Source organism: Methanolobus mangrovi, assembly GCF_031312535.1.
Lineage (GTDB): Archaea > Halobacteriota > Methanosarcinia > Methanosarcinales > Methanosarcinaceae > Methanolobus > Methanolobus mangrovi.
In genome coordinates this window covers 1,552,011-1,568,730 of record NZ_CP133594.1, presented here as the reverse complement: position 1 = coordinate 1,568,730, position 16,720 = coordinate 1,552,011, and the positions used below count along the sequence as shown (strand labels likewise).

15 protein-coding genes are annotated in these 16,720 nt (G+C 42.3%); 13 read left to right on the top strand and 2 right to left on the bottom strand.

Annotated elements, in window-relative coordinates:
• Positions 1-58 precede the first annotated feature (58 nt).
• The 13 genes from RE476_RS07510 to RE476_RS07450 all read left to right on the top strand — a co-directional run bounded on the left by RE476_RS07510 (position 59) and on the right by RE476_RS07450 (position 14,096).
• Positions 59-1,111: a GTP-binding protein gene (locus RE476_RS07510; RefSeq protein WP_309307041.1), complete on the top strand. Its 1,053-nt coding sequence runs from the start codon at positions 59-61 to the stop codon at positions 1,109-1,111.
• A gap of 80 nt (positions 1,112-1,191) precedes the next feature.
• Positions 1,192-1,740, top strand: a complete 549-nt coding sequence (locus RE476_RS07505) for a ferredoxin domain-containing protein (protein WP_309307040.1) — start codon at positions 1,192-1,194, stop codon at positions 1,738-1,740.
• A gap of 224 nt (positions 1,741-1,964) precedes the next feature.
• On the top strand, positions 1,965-2,579 hold the full coding sequence (locus tag RE476_RS07500; protein WP_309307039.1) for an FmdE family protein: 615 nt from the start codon (positions 1,965-1,967) through the stop codon (positions 2,577-2,579).
• A gap of 60 nt (positions 2,580-2,639) precedes the next feature.
• Positions 2,640-3,392: a sulfite exporter TauE/SafE family protein gene (locus tag RE476_RS07495; protein WP_309307038.1), complete on the top strand. Its 753-nt coding sequence runs from the start codon at positions 2,640-2,642 to the stop codon at positions 3,390-3,392.
• 321 nt (positions 3,393-3,713) lie between these two features.
• Positions 3,714-4,895: an ACR3 family arsenite efflux transporter gene (arsB, locus tag RE476_RS07490; protein WP_309307037.1), complete on the top strand. Its 1,182-nt coding sequence runs from the start codon at positions 3,714-3,716 to the stop codon at positions 4,893-4,895.
• Between the two features lie 256 nt (positions 4,896-5,151).
• Positions 5,152-5,610 (top strand): hypothetical protein, encoded by a 459-nt coding sequence (locus RE476_RS07485; protein WP_309307036.1) that lies wholly within the window; start codon positions 5,152-5,154, stop codon positions 5,608-5,610.
• Positions 5,611-7,335: 1,725 nt separating this feature from the next.
• Positions 7,336-7,530: a hypothetical protein gene (locus tag RE476_RS07480; protein ID WP_309307035.1), complete on the top strand. Its 195-nt coding sequence runs from the start codon at positions 7,336-7,338 to the stop codon at positions 7,528-7,530.
• Between the two features lie 65 nt (positions 7,531-7,595).
• Positions 7,596-8,063: a CBS domain-containing protein gene (locus RE476_RS07475; RefSeq protein ID WP_309307034.1), complete on the top strand. Its 468-nt coding sequence runs from the start codon at positions 7,596-7,598 to the stop codon at positions 8,061-8,063.
• 11 nt (positions 8,064-8,074) lie between these two features.
• On the top strand, positions 8,075-9,259 hold the full coding sequence (argJ, locus tag RE476_RS07470) for a bifunctional ornithine acetyltransferase/N-acetylglutamate synthase (RefSeq protein ID WP_309307033.1): 1,185 nt from the start codon (positions 8,075-8,077) through the stop codon (positions 9,257-9,259).
• Between the two features lie 26 nt (positions 9,260-9,285).
• Positions 9,286-10,227 (top strand): N-acetyl-gamma-glutamyl-phosphate reductase, encoded by a 942-nt coding sequence (gene argC, locus RE476_RS07465; RefSeq protein WP_309307032.1) that lies wholly within the window; start codon positions 9,286-9,288, stop codon positions 10,225-10,227.
• Between the two features lie 186 nt (positions 10,228-10,413).
• A complete protein-coding gene (gene pfkC, locus RE476_RS07460) occupies positions 10,414-11,901 on the top strand; it encodes an ADP-specific phosphofructokinase (protein ID WP_309307031.1) in 1,488 nt (495 codons plus the stop codon).
• A gap of 4 nt (positions 11,902-11,905) precedes the next feature.
• Complete coding sequence (locus tag RE476_RS07455) at positions 11,906-13,258, top strand: ADP-dependent glucokinase/phosphofructokinase (RefSeq protein ID WP_309307030.1); 1,353 nt, start codon at positions 11,906-11,908, stop codon at positions 13,256-13,258.
• Complete coding sequence (locus RE476_RS07450; RefSeq protein ID WP_309307029.1) at positions 13,242-14,096, top strand: DNA-3-methyladenine glycosylase family protein; 855 nt, start codon at positions 13,242-13,244, stop codon at positions 14,094-14,096. The genes RE476_RS07455 and RE476_RS07450 overlap by 17 nt, the downstream gene beginning before the upstream one ends.
• A gap of 27 nt (positions 14,097-14,123) precedes the next feature.
• On the opposite strand, the gene cca is transcribed toward RE476_RS07450, so the two are convergent.
• Together cca and proB are read right to left on the bottom strand one after the other, a co-directional pair.
• Positions 14,124-15,470 carry a CCA tRNA nucleotidyltransferase gene (gene cca / locus RE476_RS07445; protein WP_309307028.1) on the bottom strand — a complete coding sequence of 449 codons (1,347 nt, stop codon included), beginning with the start codon at positions 15,468-15,470 and terminating at the stop codon, positions 14,124-14,126.
• Positions 15,471-15,558: 88 nt separating this feature from the next.
• Positions 15,559-16,683: a glutamate 5-kinase gene (gene proB / locus RE476_RS07440; protein WP_309307027.1), complete on the bottom strand. Its 1,125-nt coding sequence runs from the start codon at positions 16,681-16,683 to the stop codon at positions 15,559-15,561.
• Positions 16,684-16,720: the final 37 nt, after the last annotated feature.

Below are 16,720 nucleotides of genomic sequence, written 5' to 3'. Positions count from 1 at the left end.
CAGGATTGCATCTTTGCTCAGGCAATAATTCTCATATCTGCTAATTCATGGTGAAAAAATGAAAGTGATAATCATAGGCGGTTTTCTCGGCAGCGGAAAAACAACTACTTTAAGGAATCTTGGTAAACATTTTATTGATAAAGGGCACAAAATTGCCATAATTGTCAATGAGGTTGGTGAGGTGGGGGTAGATGGTGAGACCATATCAAGCAGTGGCCTTGTAACAAAAGAGCTGACGAGTGGCTGTATTTGCTGCTCTCTTAAGATCAGCATGGAATTCACCCTGCAAACGATTATTGAGGATTATGAACCGGATGTTATTATTATCGAGCCGACAGGAATTGCTTTCCCTCTCCAGATAAAGGAACATATAGAACTCATGGATCTGGGTGAAGTCTCATTTGCTCCTGTGGTCTCAATTGTCGATGCCAGCAGGTTCGGTGTTGAATGGAAGCAGATCCCAAAGTTCATTGAGAGCCAGATAAAGGAATCTGAGATCGTTTGTATCAATAAGATAGACCTTGTGGACAGTGAAGCTATTGCAACTTCAACTCAGATGGTCCTTGGAATAAATCCTGATGCAATTGTTGTTGAATTCTCAGCAAAGAATGCAGATGAGAAATTCGAGAGATTCATGGACCTTCTGACAGGTGAAAGTGAGATAAGACAGGAACGCGAGGACCTGAACTCTATGGAAGTTTCAGGTGTGGGTGCCTATGCAGGTGAGTATTCCATTAAGTCAGAAGCTCTGCATCCTGATAATATCACAACAATGCTGGTCCATATTTTAATGGATATAAGGGATAAAGTAAAACAGATCAATCCTGATTTCATAGGTCATGTTAAGATCAGTTTCAAGTTCAAGGATGGTCTTATCAAGGGTAGCCTGACATCATCCGAAGGTGAACCGGTTGTTGAGATCCTTGATGAAAAGGGCGATGGAGAAGAGCATCTCAAGTTCCTGAGTGCGGTAACGAAAGTCCAGAAGGAAGAACTTGTGGAGATCGTTGATGAATGCATCCAGGAGATTCTGGAAAAGGAAGGCATTTCATTTGAGAAGATCAGTTTCCAGGTACATGATGAACCTAATCTGATAACTCTGGATATCTGAATGAAATGGTTTCATGGCAGGACTAATAGTTCCTGCTTTTCATCTCAATAGATAAATATCATTGAAACATCTCTATTTCCATGAAACAAAATCCTGAACTCGAGGTACTTGAATCACTTGCAAAGACAATCCTTGTAGCTGCAAGGACCGCACCCAAGGGAAAAGGTGTCGATGACATAGTTACCTTTCTGGTGCATGATGATGAAAGAATGGACCTTGCAGATAAAATGGAGGAGCTCAGTGAAATCAAGGATATGAAGTTCCTGATACGGGATGCAAAGAATGTCAGGGATGCTGATCTATTGGTTCTTATCGGTCTGAAATCCTCCGGTGTAAGTTCACTTAACTGTGGAGCATGCGGATTTAAGACATGCAAGGAAATGCTTGAGCACAAGAAGGTCAAGGTAGAGTTCACTGGTCCGCATTGCATGATAAAATACATGGACCTTGGTATTGCTGTCGGCTCCGCGGTGGCTAAGGCAAAGGACCTGTGTATCGATAACAGAGTGCTGTATTCAGCAGGTGCTGCTGCATGTTATTTTGATATGATAGATGCAGATGTTGCAATGGCTGTTCCGTTGAGTGTCAAGGGCAAGAACATCTTCTTTGACAGGCCATCCACAAGGTGAATGGCCGGTGGACCGTCTACAAGGTAGGCGGTCATTCGACCATCCTTTCATTTTTCTACAATTTCTCTGTTACTGTTCAATAACAGATTTTTAGATATTGTTTTTGGCGGGTGTTTCAAATATATTTGAAACCGCTATGTTTAAGTATCACTACTTTATATTCTAATATGGGTCTTGTGCAATACTGGCAAAACCACACAAACCAGCTTATTAAGGTGATATAAATGGAAATGACAAAAGAAGAAATGCTTGATCTCGGATTCAAATTTCACGGACATCGTTGTCCTGGAATGCCTCTTGGACTAAGGGTTGCCTGGGCAGCCATGGAGAAACTTGGTGTGTCAAGAGCCAAAGATGGTGAACTTGTAGCCCTTATTGAGACTGGAGATGCTCACTGTGCAGGTTGCTTTGGAGATGGAGTACAGATTGCCACAGGATGTACGGTGGGAAAAGGCAACATAAAAAAGACCCATTACGGAAAAATAGCAATGACCCTTATATCTCGCAATAACAACAAAGCGGTCAGAGCATACGTAGTGCCTGAATTCTTCGCAAAGATGGAGCAGTCTCCTTTTATGCAACAAAGGAAGTCCGGAGTTCCGGCATCTCAGGTATCCTGTGAGATCTCACAACCTTCAATAGATATGGTAATGTCAATGCCTGATTCAGCTTTCATTGAAGTAAGCGATGTATTTGACTATGAGCTTGACTCTCCTGTTGTGCAATTCAAGCGTGTAAAATGTTCCGGCTGCAATGAAATGGTGATCGAGAAGTATGCTCATGTACTCGACGACAAGATAGTCTGCAGGTCATGTCTGGAAGAGGTTCATAAATTGTAGGTGCAATAGCACCACTTTTCTTTATTCCTCCTGTATTTTTAAACATCAGGACTGGTACAAATGGACCCAATCTTTGTTGCAGTTATAATCTTTTTCCTGGCTATCATATTCTCAATGCTGGGTCTTGGTGGTTCTCTGGTATATGTGCCATTGTTCTATTGGCTGGGTATCGATATGCTGGTAGCCATCCCCACAGCATTGCTACTTAATGGTATAACGTCAAGCTCAGCAGCGATCACATACTACAGGAAAAAAATGATCGATCTGCATATGGCAGCTCCGTTTGTATTGGCTTCTACCGTTGGTGCTCCTATTGGTGCTTATTTCACAAAGTTTGTCTCTGTTGGAACACTGCTGTGGATACTCAGCGTTGTGTTGGTACTTGCGGGAGCACGGATGTTGTTGTCTGGAAATAAGGACACAGAGGCTAATAATGAGTCTGTAGGCGGGAAAAAGAGATTCATAATAGGCATATGTCTTGGATTTGTGATCGGTGTTTTCGCCGGACTTCTCGGACTAGGTGGCGGTGTGTTTATCGTACCTGTTTTGATCGCACTGGGCTATGAGACAAAACGTGCTTCAGCCACTTCGGCTTTTATCGTGTTGTTCTCTTCATTCTCAGGATTCTTCGGTCATCTGGGTACAGGACATCTGGATTTGACACTTATGGCTTACACAGCTCTGGCTGCATTCATTGGAGGGCAGGTAGGTTCACACCTGATGCACAGTAAAATGAAATCAAAGACTATCAAGCAGATGTTTGGTGTGGTCCTGTGGATAATGGCTGTGAAAATAGTATCAGGATTGATGTGATGGATCAATGTCTTTGGAATTTTCAGTGAATGATGCTGTATTTTAGAATCAGCATCAATTCTAATTCTTTTTCTACGTCTTTGATGGCATACTTTCTACAAAGTAAAAAGTTTATATGTCTATCAAATAAGATGAATTCTTTTCCTTTAATCGTTCACTTTTCACTTTTTGGATTTAGAACAACCCTTATAAATTTCAAACTCATTATTTTAAATGTATTTGAAAAACATTTCTGAAAGGGAATGTTTCGGGTCAAAAAGCTACATATGCCAACTTCGTATTCATGGCATCGCAAAAAGAACGTCAGTGGGGATAAGTTCTATGGCAACAAAAGCATGTATTACAAAGCAGCCGCAGGGTCTTGCTTTCTTTGAGAAATATCTTCCTGTATGGGTAATTCTCTGTATCATCGGTGGAATCCTGCTTGGAAGGTTTGCACCGGGCATTGCACTTTATCTTGACAGCCTGTCAATTTATGTTAATGAAGCACCTGTGGTTTCAATTCCGATTGCTATCTGTCTGTTCTTCATGATGTATCCTATCATGGTGAAGATCGATTTCGGTGAAGTGCTCAAGGCCGGACAGAACATAAAACCTGTAGGGCTTACACTGTTCATCAACTGGGCTATCAAGCCGTTCACCATGTACCTGATATCCATTTTCTTCCTGGGTACTCTGTTTCTCGGATTCATTGGACCGGAAGCAACAGACCTTGTGAAGATGCCTTTTGGACTAGACCTTCCCGTAGGTGCGAGTTATGGTGAAGGAACCGTTGTTCTTCAGGATGGTGTCAAGATGCTGGAGGTCCCATTGTGGAGAAGTTACCTTGCAGGTTGTATCCTTCTGGGAATTGCTCCATGTACTGCAATGGTGCTTGTATGGGGATATCTTGCACGTGGAAATGACTGCCATACGCTTGTGATGGTTGCGATAAACTCCCTGACGATGCTTTTCCTCTATGGTCCTCTCGGAGGTTTCCTGCTTGGAGTTGGAAAACTTCCTGTTCCGTGGCAGGCACTGGCCCTGTCAATCGGTATATATGTGGCACTTCCACTGGCTGCGGGTTATGTTTCCAGGAAACTGATAATCCGGACAAAGGGTGAGGAATGGTTCAAGACAAGTTTTGTCCATTTGCTGACACCGGTCACGATCACGGCTCTTCTCATCACACTGGTCCTGCTGTTCAGTTTCAAGGGTGAGGTCATACTGTCACAGCCGCTGACAATTCTGTGGATAGCAGTTCCGCTTTTCATTCAGACGGTGTTCATCTTCACACTTGGATATGTTCTTGCAAAGCTCCTTAAATTGAGCTATCAGGATGCTGCTCCCTCTGCAATGATCGGGGCATCGAACCATTTTGAGGTGGCTATCGCCACGTCTACCATACTGTTCGGACTTTCATCCGGTGCTGCTCTTGCAACTGTTGTGGGAGTTCTTATAGAAGTGCCTGTGATGCTCATGCTTGTCAGGATATGTCTGAGGACAGAGGGATGGTTCAGTTGACCATCTTTTTTGAGTTTATTTTTTAGCATCATGCTTTTTGTGTTCTATGATATCAGGATAAAGTATCAGATATATGGGCAATTTCAATAATATCACATTCGATTTATTTTAGGTGCAAATACAAAAAACTATAATTAAAATCATGTCATATTTGAGGTTAGGGGATACCTGAATGATTGCATAATTGCATAATTGCTCTGCATCACTTTTTCGCAGAGCTATGTTATTGAAGATAAATTCTAAATGGAGGAAGTGGATGAAAAAAATACCAGTCTTTTTAATGTTATTACTAACGATGCTTATGCCGGTGGCAAGTGCCGACATAGTCAATGATCTCAATCTCAAAGTCAATGAATACAACCAGTACGCTGAATATGTGCCTTCCTATCTTGAATCCCTTCTGGGAAATGAGGTTATCAAGCTTGTAATCGTTACTGATGATGGCGAAGAGAAATATATAAAAGCAATCACAGAAGACGCATACGTAACCACTTTTGAAGAAGTCGATGAAGATACAGAGTTTGACGCAACGATGATCGTAGGAGCAAATGAAGCTACAGTACGAACCATAATCAGATCATCAGACCCACTGGCGGAGTTCATTGCTGCAAAAGACAATGGGGAGATTGTGATAGAGCCTGTGGGTATTATAAATACTGTCAAATACACCGTTGCAAATGTGGTAATGAAAGTATCATCATTGTTTGGATTTTGATGGATTGATTTAAAGGATGGTCTGGCTGACCATCTGTTTTTCATTTTTGGAATAATTATGTGTTTTTTTGTTTTGGGGAAATCTGACTCTACTACTAAAGAAATATCTTTATCCATATTTTGATGATTATGTTAATCTTCTACATAATTAAAAATGCATATTTTTTGTTCAAATTAACTCTGTTGCACGGTAGGGTGCGAATCTATGTATGCTCAAAAAACCGAACTTAGGTGTTAAATTATCAAAGTATTTTATGAGTCAATTACGCAAAAAAGGAAGAATAAATTATTCGATTATACTAAACCATTATCCACGAATTATTAATATACAGTGTATAATTAATATACATATCAATCTAATGAAATATTAGATGAAAAGGAGAACACCAGCTTTAATGCCGGTGTTTTAGATGATGCCACCCCAATAATTAAAAACTCTATGTGTATATATGAATTTTTGACATATAACATAAATGTTTCTTAATAGGGCTATAGAAGTGAATATTTAATGACAGCAAAAATTTCGATGGCATAATTTTCAATAGCTAATATTATTTGATTTGTACTTATATAAGTCACACAAAAATTTACAGAAAAGAATACCAATATTAAAATTATAATCTTGTGCGGGGGATTTGGGGAGTGGGGTTTGGTGGGAGTGGGTAATTTATTTGAAAATAGTTCCCCCGCAGATTTAACTCCTAATTATCACTATAGTATATATGCATTAGCGTTATTATAAAAATTCAACAATATTTCCATTTATACAAGAAGTATGGTACCCATGCCTTTAACAGAGATTACGAAATCCAGACATATTCCTACGCAGGTTAAAGTGTCCGTCTAGGGATAAGAATTATAGCCTGATGAAGACAAGGTTGGTTGGTATAAGATTCTTACCTTATCAGGCTATAAGCTGAAACATCAACTCGAAAGCTGGTGTTTTATGAGGTTCCACTCCCATATAGTAAACCCTACAATATCCCATGAGTTTATAATATATGACATAACCTTTTGTTAATTTAATAGGTCAATATTAATTTCAATGCCATTATAATTTGAATAAAAACACAACTATAGGACATAATTGTCATATTATTTCAATAACTTTGTTTGATACAAACATTATGCAAAAATGTTATACAAAAACACACTGTGTCGACTTAATTTTTGTATTGTTCTTTTTTGTTTAATTTATTCAAAAAATACCTTGCTCTGTAGAACAGAAAACGTTATGTTTTTTTATAAATGTCTTTGATTACAATAATTCCAATAATTATTAAAATAATGGAAAACCATGGAATATCGATTTTCATTATTTGAAATTTAGTTATCAGCCATAATATACATATGATTAATATCATTACCGGAATTATTGGAGAAAACTCTTTCTTGAAAATCTTTTCATATCTCATGGCAAACCCCCTAACTGACAAAAACCTTCTTTCCTTGTTATCCCCACAAAATAACATAAAACGAATGTGCACATATTGTTTATATCCCATACTTTGTTTTCAAAACAATATACTTTTGGAATCTTAATTGCTGAATCTTACTACTGATCTGTAAATTGAAAAATAGCTAGTAAAGTCAGATGGATAAAAATATACCTTTCTCAACGTATACCAATTATTCTAATATATCGTTATCAGAAATGACATCTGATTTGCAAGGATCTTTTTTTATTACTGAACATTGTTCTAAATCTTATTTTCTTTTTATCTATATGGGGTCAGCAAAATTCCTTTCCATCTCTTTCCACCACCAAAGCGTAACCATTATAGCAATACAATCACTTCTCCTTCTTATATTTGATAATAATTCGATAACTATGATAAGTGCAGGAATTATCGGTGCATGGGATACACCGGCGGGGGATTTCTGGGCATTTAGTTCCAGAATCGTACTTCAGAAGAGGTAAGGTCACACTGCAACCTTCCCGTAGGGTGCAAATCCTGAAATATTATAGTAAAGTAAGGTATAATCATGGACGTAAAAGATGTAATGAACCCGAACGTTGTTACCTGCTCTCTGGATACTCCGATAAGAGAGGTAGCACAACTCATGAAACAGAAAAGTGTCAGTGGTATTCCTGTTGTGGATGAGGGCAAGGTAGTCGGTATTGTATCCGAGGGAGATATCCTGAAGTTGCTGACAGTTCCAGAACATGGCGGACTCTGGTTGCCAAGTCCGTTCGAGGTTATTGAAGTTCCTATCCGCGAGCTGCTCAACTGGGAAGAAACCAAGAACATGCTTGAGGATGTGGGTTCAAAACCAATCAGGGAAATAATGACAAAAAGCGTTTACGCAATAGGTCCTGATGCCTCCATCGAGGATGCAGCTGCAGTTATCACTAAACACAAGATAAACCGCCTTCCTGTAGTGTATGAGGACGGTACACTTGTAGGTATAATCACACGCGGGGACATCATTTACGGTCTTGGACAATTGTAAGAAGGAATATTATGAAATTCATTGAAGGCGGTATCTGTGCTGTAAAAGGCGTGCGTGCCGGTGGCATTAAACCCGGAAAGATGGGAATTGCAGTCATACAGGCAGAAGGAAACGCTGCCGGAGCCTATACCAGGAACAAGGTCATTGCAGCTCCACTGGTAGTTACCAGGGAACATATCAACGGAACCGGAAGGCTTGCCGGGGTTATCGTTAACAGCGGCAATGCAAATGCTTTCACAGGTGTGCAGGGTCTTGCTGATGCAAGAATAATGGCATCTGCGCTTGCATCAAAATTAGGAGTTGACGAGGAACTGATAGGTGTTGCTTCCACAGGTGTTGTCGGACGCAAACTTGACACCGGATGGATAACTTCCCATCTTGCCGAGGCTCTGGATTCCATGGGTGAGGATGCCGATGCCAGCATGAAGGCAGCACGTGCCATCATGACCACTGACACCGTTCCCAAGGAGATAGCCATCGAGATGGACTGTGGCATCCGCATAGCAGGAATCGCCAAGGGTTCAGGTATGATAGAACCTAATATGGGCACCATGCTTTCCTTTGTGTACACCGATGCAGACGTCCCTTCAGAGATGTTACAGTCATGCCTTACCGCTTCAGTGGACAAGAGTTTCAACATGATAGTGGTTGATGGTGACACAAGCACCAACGACATGGTTCTGGTAACAGCTACCGGTCAGTCCGGCATCCATCCGGAAATCTCCGACCTACAGGCTGGTCTTGATCTGGTTCTTACCGAACTTGCAAAGATGATAGCCATTGACGGCGAAGGTGCCACCAAGTTAATCGAATCCAAAGTCACCGGTGCAGCCACAGCAGAGGATGCCCGTCTTGTAGCCAAAGCGATAGTCCGCTCCCCTCTTGTCAAGTCCGCCATCTTCGGTCAGGATCCTAACTGGGGCCGTATCGTAGTAGCAGCCGGATATTCAGGTGCTGACATGGACCAGACAAAGATATCCCTGTCCTTCTCTGCCAGTACCGAGGTCGTGGAACTGGTAAAAGACGGCAAAGTGGTCCGAAACGACGAGGAAGCATTGTCACAGCTAAAGTCCATCATGTCTCAGGATGAGGTAGTCATCATAACCGATCTCGGCATGGGACATGAGGGTGCCACTGCATGGGGTTGTGACCTGACATACGATTATGTCAGGATCAATGCTGAGTATACAACCTGATATTTATTGATCATTTGAGGAAGATAATGTACAAGATATACGTAGATGGTCAACACGGAACGACCGGCTTACTGGTAAATGAACGCCTGGCAAAACATCCACAGGTTGAGATCCTTGAGATTCCATATGAGGAGCGTCACAACAGGGAATTGAGGACAAAACTGCTCAACGAGGCGGACCTGGTATTCCTGTGCCTGCCGGATGAAGCGGTCGAGGATACGGTGGGTCTGATCACCAATCCGGATACAAAGATCATCGATGCATCCACTGCGAATCGTATAAATGAAGCATGGGCTTACGGATTGCCTGAACTTTCTGCCGGACACAGGGAGAAGATTGTTGGAGCAAGCAGGTTATCCAATCCGGGCTGTCATGCCACGGCTTCCATTGTAGCTCTTTATCCGCTGGTGGAGGAAGGTATCATCTCCAGAGATACAATGGTTCCATTGTTCTCGATCACCGGATATACCGGTGGCGGAAAACAGATGATACAAACATATGAGACCACAGAAGAGAGAGCCTACAAAGCTCCGAGGCAGTATGCTCTTGGCCTGACCCATAAGCATGTGCCTGAGATTATGGTCCATTCGGGCCTGAATGTGAAACCAATTCTTATGCCAGTGGTTTCTAATTTCCCAAGAGGACTTGCAGCAACATTACCTTTGTCTGTTAAGGATCTGGGAAGTTCCGTTACAAAGAACGACCTGTATGAGCTTTATCAGGAATACTACAAGGATTCCATTTTCATCCGCGTTCATAAAGCGGATGAGGCGGATGATCTGGTGGACAATGCCTTTGATGTGCAGGGGAGCAATGATACCAACTATCTTGACCTCTACATTTACGGCAACGAGGACCAGATACAGGTGATCTCCCGTCTGGACAATCTCGGGAAAGGTGCATCAGGTGCAGCCATACAGAACATGAACATCATGCTTGGCATGGATGAAACAACCGGTCTCCTGTGAGGCCGGCTAAGTTATTTCAATAATTTTTTTTCCATACAATGATCGCAGGGAAATACATACAATTTCTCTGAGGGCATATTGTGCTTATGAAAAGCCAGCAGCTACTGCTGGATTAATTTTGTTTTTCTCCTCATCCATCGTATATAAATACTCTCTAAACATAATTTACATCCATTGGGTGAAACAATGGACATTGCTGATTGGGAAAAACGGTATTCAGAAGCAGTCTCTAATGTAAAGGGGCAGCTTGAAAATGTACGGGGTGTATTCGTGGCTTATAACAGTAATGTTGATGCCATGAAACATATCAAAGAAGCGGAGATAAAAAAACTCATTGGAATTATTGGATGCGAAAAGATACATGAAAGGATAGTGGAGTATCCAAGGGAGATCAGGGACCCTGTAGATTTCATGGCTCGTCTCATCATAGCCATGCGGGATGGGAAGGCCGCTGAAGTTCCAACTTATACTACTGACATTCATGAATGGTTAATGGACAACCTTGTTTTCGACTCCGCACGTATGGGCGGACAGGCAGGTATCATATCCAATCTTCTGGCAAACCTTGGTGTGAAGAATGTCATCACCTATGTTCCATGGCTTTCAAGAGAGCAGGCAGAGTATTTTGTAGATTCTTCCAGCTTGTTGCACCCTGTTATAGAGGATGGGAAACTTATTCTGAAGCATCCAAAGGAAGCATATAACCCTGAACAAAAACCAAAGATCAACTGGATAATCGAATTCTCCAAAGGCATTAAATTCAAGTGTGCAGGCGAGGAATACGCAGTTCCAAGGGACAACCGCCTGATAATATCCTCCAGGCCCCAATGGATACGGATAGACATGAGTCCTGAAATGTATGAGCAGCTCTCAGACATCAGGGAAGATATAGACGGTGCGATACTTTCCGGATACCAGATGATCAGGGAAGAATATGAGGATGGTACTACCTATCTTGATTATGTCGCAAGGGCTGTCAATGTTATAGAACGCCTGAAAGGCTGTAATCCTAAAATGCGCATACATGTGGAATTCACATCCATACAGAACAAGGTCATCCGTAAAGCCCTGCTTACCGATATCGTGAAAAAGCACGTAACTTCACTTGGTCTTGATACAGTTGAAGTTGCAAACGCCCTCAACGTACTTGGATATGAGGAACTGGCATACTCTGTTATCAATAAAGGTGAGAACAGCATTGTTTCTCTCTATGAAGGCGCAGTCAGGCTTCTCAAAGAACTTGAATTGCAGAGGGTGCACATTCACTCACTGGGGTACTATATCTGTGTGGTATCAAAGGATCATCCTCTTGATGCAGATTCTCACAGGCAGGCATTGCTTTTTGCTTCAGCACTTGCAGCAACACAGGCAACACTTGGTTCTGTAAGAAGTCTTGATGATATTTCCGCGGGTCTGGAAGTGCCTGTTTACGGTCAGGGGCATGATGACCTTATAGAACTTGAAAAATATCTTGTGAGAAGAGGCATCTGTACTGCCGAGGATTTCGAAGATGGCTGCATAAGTGCAGATGGCCACGATCTTATAATCATTCCTTCCAAAATCGTAAAGGACCCTGTTGCAACCGTGGGCATCGGTGATGCCATATCTGCAGGTGCTTTTATTGCCCTGCTTGCCAAAATGCCAAAATTCAATATATGTCAGGAAAAGGAGTAGCCGGATGAATATCCTCTGTGCCTACAATGCAAATATAGATTCCATAGTCCACATTGATTGTGAGGAACTTTCCCGAATGCTCGGAGGGAATACGGATATTCAGGCAAAATTGGAAAATCCTCCAGGTTCCATATCCTCTAAATCAGACTTTTTTGCAGGCTTGCTTTTATGTATGCGTGATGGTACCGGTGCTGAATGGCTGATCCATGATGCAGAAGTTTTTGAATGGCTAAGACTGACGTTCTTCAACGATTCCCTGATGAGGATGGGTGGTAACATGGGTATAATGGCCAATGTTCTCTCTGAACTTGGCGCTTCAAAGGTGGTGCCTAATGTTGCAAGTCTCTCAAAGCTACAAGCTTCCTTTTTTTCTCATAAGGCAATCTTTCATCCTTATAATGGAAAGCTGTACAGCAGTAGGGAAATAGGAAATATCCTGCCAGCCGGGAATAACAGGCCGGAACTCATTCACTTTGTATTCGATTTCAAAAAAGATGACATTGTTAGATTTTCAGGTGAAACCATTTCAGTTCCAAGAGAGAACAGGTTCATAGCAACCTACGACCCCTTAAACTTCCAGCTTTACATTGATGAGCATTTCCGGGATTATTCCCTGAAACATGCAGGGGAAATGGATGGTGCTATTGTTTCCGGTTTTCATATGCTGCAGGAAGATGGTTCCGGAAAATATGGTTATGAAGAAAGACTGGATATGGCTCTTGAACAGCTCCAAAGCTGGAAACAAGTAAGGGAAAACCTGCATATCCATGTTGAATTCGGACATTTCTCATCTGGAAAAATAGCATCATATGCATTTTCAATTCTATCTTCTATAGTTGACCGTATAGGAATGAATGAAGATGAGCTTGCCATGCTTGCCAGCATAAATGGTATGGATCCAAAACCTATACTTGCAATGGATTCTGTGGCCATTGTCGAAGCAGCCATAAGGCTTTGTGGTGATTTCGGACTCTGCAGGATGCTTGTGCATACCAGGGAATTCGTAGTTTCTGTTTCTTGCAGGAAAGAAGACGACCCTGAAATGATTATCGAAGCAATGAATTTCGGAGCTTCATGTGCAGCTGCATTTGCATGCTCCGGTAAGCTTTCTGACAGGCAAACTCTGCTGGATATAGCATCTGAGATACCGAAAAGTGAGTTTGGGAAAGCAGAATCATTAAGACTTGTAAAACACATGGACGAAGACTGGAAGTGCAGTACGGCATGCGGGCAGCATATGTCTTATCAGGTGGCTATAGTTCCGACCCGCATCTGCGTCGAGCCGATATCAACTGTAGGACTTGGGGACACAATCTCAGCCGCTATTTTTTTAAGGGAGCTTGAACTCAACTTCTGACATGTATACTCTTTTCTCAGAGAACTTCAATCTGGACTACACCCTTGACTGTGGTCAGGTATTCCGGTGGAATTACATCGATGAATGGTGGACCGGGGTTGTGAATGGTCATGTTGCACGCTTGCAGCAGGACGGTAAAAGCGGTGAGGTTCTGGTGGATTCGAAGCTGCCAAAGAGTTTTTTTGAGAATTATTTCCGTTTTGATGATGATCTTGATGCTATCCTGAATGAGGTCAACAAGGATGAATTCATGGATGAAGCCATAAGAAAATACATGGGATTGCGCCTTATCAGGCAGGAACCCTGGGAATGCTTGATATCCTATATGCTTGCAACTGCCTGGAGTATTCCAAACATCAAAAGGGCTATTTCCATGATGTGCAGCAGCTACGGGGAAGAGATTGAGGAAGGTTACTACAGTTTTCCAGAGCCACATTCACTTGTTCATGCCTGTGATGATGACCTGCGTGGCTGTAAGCTTGGTTTCAGGGCAGGCCGTGTTATTAAGGCTGCAAGGCATGTGGAAGAAGGAAATCTTGTACTTGACGAGATCTTCAATCTGGATTACAATGCTGCAAAACAGAAACTGATGTTCCTTGAAGGCATCGGGGAGAAGGTTGCTGACTGCATACTTCTATTTGCATTTGAAAAAATGGAAGCTTTCCCTGTGGATACGCATGTTGAGAAAGTCGTGAAGACTGTCTACGGTCACCATGATTTCTTTAAAGGGAATGCTACCAAGAGTAAGATCGGTAACTGGGGTCGTATGTATTTCGGACATTACTGCGGCTATGCACAGCAGTATTTCTTCTATCAGAAAAGGCTTGAAGGGGTCTAGTTCAAAGGGAAAAGCAGGTTAAATATATTACTTCCCCTGCTCCCATTTTCTCAGGAATCTCCTGAAATCGGGGTCCTCGATTGTTGTTATGTCGGCACCTTCAATAATTGTAAAACCATCTGCAACTGCTTTTGAGAGATGCTTCCCAAGTGAACAACTTCTCATTCTCTCAACCAGAAGTTCTTTTGCAGTTGGAAACTTTCGTCTGATGTCGGCAACGTAGAATCCCTCCTCGATATACATTGAGAATAGTTCATCGGAATTCTCATATTTTTGTTTGAAGCCCCTTGCGTGTTCATTTACCCATACAGGTGGTCCCATATGTTTTTTAACTGCAGGAAGTTCGGATGAAATGAGTTCTACCAGAATAACAGCATCTTCTTTTGCCCAGTATCCGGAATTCAGTATCTGGAAGTCATAATCCGCGAGCAAAGCACGGACCGAATGTTCCATCTTGTCCAGCTGTGGATACAGGATGTCGTCTACAAGGTCAGGAGCCTCAAAAACTATGGCAATGAAGGAACTTCCTCTTGAGTTCATCATGTCGATGATCTCTTCTTTCTGCATAGGTTCTTTTTCCCTGGGGAAGAAAAACTCTTCAGAAGGCTTTTCTGTATATGATCTGCATACATCGATGAACTTTGCAAACTGGTTAGGGGAAAGTGCAGCGGCAACATTTCTTTTTGGATCAGTTGGGTCGATGACAACAAGTGGATCATCATGCTTGAGGATTCCATGTTCCAGCATGTCGATGGTAAGTCCTGGTTTCCAGTTGCAGACATTTCGGATCGTGTTCCGGAACGAACCGTAGTGTATGATAAGAATTTCTGTAAGATAACCTGAGAACCCCTGTGTCCGGAGTTCGGAACCATAGGTGCCAGTGCCTTTCATGAATTGTTTCATGATAAGTACATCATCTTCACGGCCTGGAATGCTCATTTTGATAAATTCGTTGTGGAAAGGTGTCCTGTCAACTGCAGATTTGATATTGGATGCGGAGTCTACGGCAAAACATGGTACGAGGTCAACATCGAATCCTTTGTACTCAATGTTAAGATAGGGATGTTCTGCATAGCGTTCCTCAATATTCTGTCCTTCCTTTGCAACTTCCCTGGCAATGAGGAGTCCGTTGTTTTCCAGTTCTTCACGGCTGGTGCTCTCGGGAAATGCGATAAAAACGTCAAGGTCGTGGGTGCCGGATATCCATGTGTTCCTTGCAGCAGAACCGACAAGTTTGGGCGTGATACCGTTGATTCCAAGAAGTTTTGCTGCATCACTTACCTTTTGAAGCAGCTCTGAAGCTATCTCTTCAAGTTTTTTCTTTTCTTCAGGACTGGGTTTAATCCTTTCAAGAACCTGTTCTTCCAGTGTCATTTTTGATCTTGAGTTTGAAATACAGTATATGGAATTGTATTACAAAGTAATGAAAGTTGCTGTCAGATAAAAATAATTCAAGAAGAAATCAGCAAATTCCGATATTCTCTTTTTTTATGACATGGTTGTAGTTCTTGTAGCCAAGTATGTCAGCTATCATGTCGGTGTGCTGGCCTTTGACCTTTTCCAGTTCTTCGGATGTGTAGTCTGTGATTCCTTTTGCAAAGACATGTCCTTCGCATACTATCTCAACAATTTCTCCCCTGTCAAAGTCTCTGTCAACGGATACAACTCCAGATGGTAGCAGGCTCATGCTGTTGAGTATTGCGTCCCTGGCACCGGCATCGACTTCGATGGAGCCACATGATTTTGATAGCAGTATCCAGCGTATCCTGTTCTTATGAACATCCTGGTTAGCGAGGAAAAGTGTTCCGATATTGTCACCACCAAGTACTTTCGTCACAACGTTCTCGATAGCACTGTTAGTGATGATAAGGTAACATCCTGACATGTGGCATATCTTTGCAGCCTCTATCTTGGTTCTCATGCCGCCTACACCTTTCATGCTTGTAGGATTCCCGCCGTAACTTTCGACTTCAGGTGTGATCTCTTCCACAAGGCTCAAGAGTCTTGCATCATGGTTTCGCTTTGGGTTCTTGTCATAAAGGCCATCAATGTCGGAAAGAATGATGAGAAGGTCGGCCTCTGTCTTGCTGGCAACCATTGCGGAAAGTTTATCGTTATCACCGAACGTTGCTTCTATCTCGTTAACAGATGTAGTGTCATTCTCGTTGATGATTGGTATAACACCATAGCTCAGGAGGGTAGATATGCTGTTCCTGAGGTTGAGATAGGTCAGTCGGTTTGAGAATGATTCATAAGTGAGGAGTATCTGGGCTACTTTCAGGTTATGTTTTGCAAAGGAATTGCTCCATTCCTGCATGAGCACACCCTGACCCACTGCGGCACATGCCTGCCTGACAGGTATTTCCTTTGGTCTGCTGTCAAAGTCCAGTATGTCTATCCCTATGCCGATGGCACCTGAGCTTACAAGGATGACCTTTTTACCCATTTCGTGCAGTTCAGCAACCTGTGCAGCCATATTGTCCATGAACTGACGGTTCAGCTTACCGTCTTCGGTGTTGATGGATGATGTGCCTATTTTTACAACTATCCTTGTCACATCTTTAAAGAGCTCTTTCCTGTCGTTCAAAAGTGATGCTCCTGTATTTTCTTCCGCTTTTTGTGTC

What these genes read in the sequence shown, in the direction of transcription:
- RE476_RS07510 (WP_309307041.1), top strand. Translation starts at nt 59, where the DNA reads ATGAAAGTGATAATCATAGGCGGTTTTCTCGGCAGCGGAAAAACAACT.
- RE476_RS07505 (WP_309307040.1), top strand. Translation starts at nt 1,192, where the DNA reads ATGAAACAAAATCCTGAACTCGAGGTACTTGAATCACTTGCAAAGACA.
- RE476_RS07500 (WP_309307039.1), top strand. Translation starts at nt 1,965, where the DNA reads ATGGAAATGACAAAAGAAGAAATGCTTGATCTCGGATTCAAATTTCAC.
- RE476_RS07495 (WP_309307038.1), top strand. Translation starts at nt 2,640, where the DNA reads ATGGACCCAATCTTTGTTGCAGTTATAATCTTTTTCCTGGCTATCATA.
- arsB (WP_309307037.1), top strand. Translation starts at nt 3,714, where the DNA reads ATGGCAACAAAAGCATGTATTACAAAGCAGCCGCAGGGTCTTGCTTTC.
- RE476_RS07485 (WP_309307036.1), top strand. Translation starts at nt 5,152, where the DNA reads ATGAAAAAAATACCAGTCTTTTTAATGTTATTACTAACGATGCTTATG.
- RE476_RS07480 (WP_309307035.1), top strand. Translation starts at nt 7,336, where the DNA reads ATGGGGTCAGCAAAATTCCTTTCCATCTCTTTCCACCACCAAAGCGTA.
- RE476_RS07475 (WP_309307034.1), top strand. Translation starts at nt 7,596, where the DNA reads ATGGACGTAAAAGATGTAATGAACCCGAACGTTGTTACCTGCTCTCTG.
- argJ (WP_309307033.1), top strand. Translation starts at nt 8,075, where the DNA reads ATGAAATTCATTGAAGGCGGTATCTGTGCTGTAAAAGGCGTGCGTGCC.
- argC (WP_309307032.1), top strand. Translation starts at nt 9,286, where the DNA reads ATGTACAAGATATACGTAGATGGTCAACACGGAACGACCGGCTTACTG.
- pfkC (WP_309307031.1), top strand. Translation starts at nt 10,414, where the DNA reads ATGGACATTGCTGATTGGGAAAAACGGTATTCAGAAGCAGTCTCTAAT.
- RE476_RS07455 (WP_309307030.1), top strand. Translation starts at nt 11,906, where the DNA reads ATGAATATCCTCTGTGCCTACAATGCAAATATAGATTCCATAGTCCAC.
- cca (WP_309307028.1), bottom strand. Translation starts at nt 15,470, where the DNA reads ATGACACTGGAAGAACAGGTTCTTGAAAGGATTAAACCCAGTCCTGAA.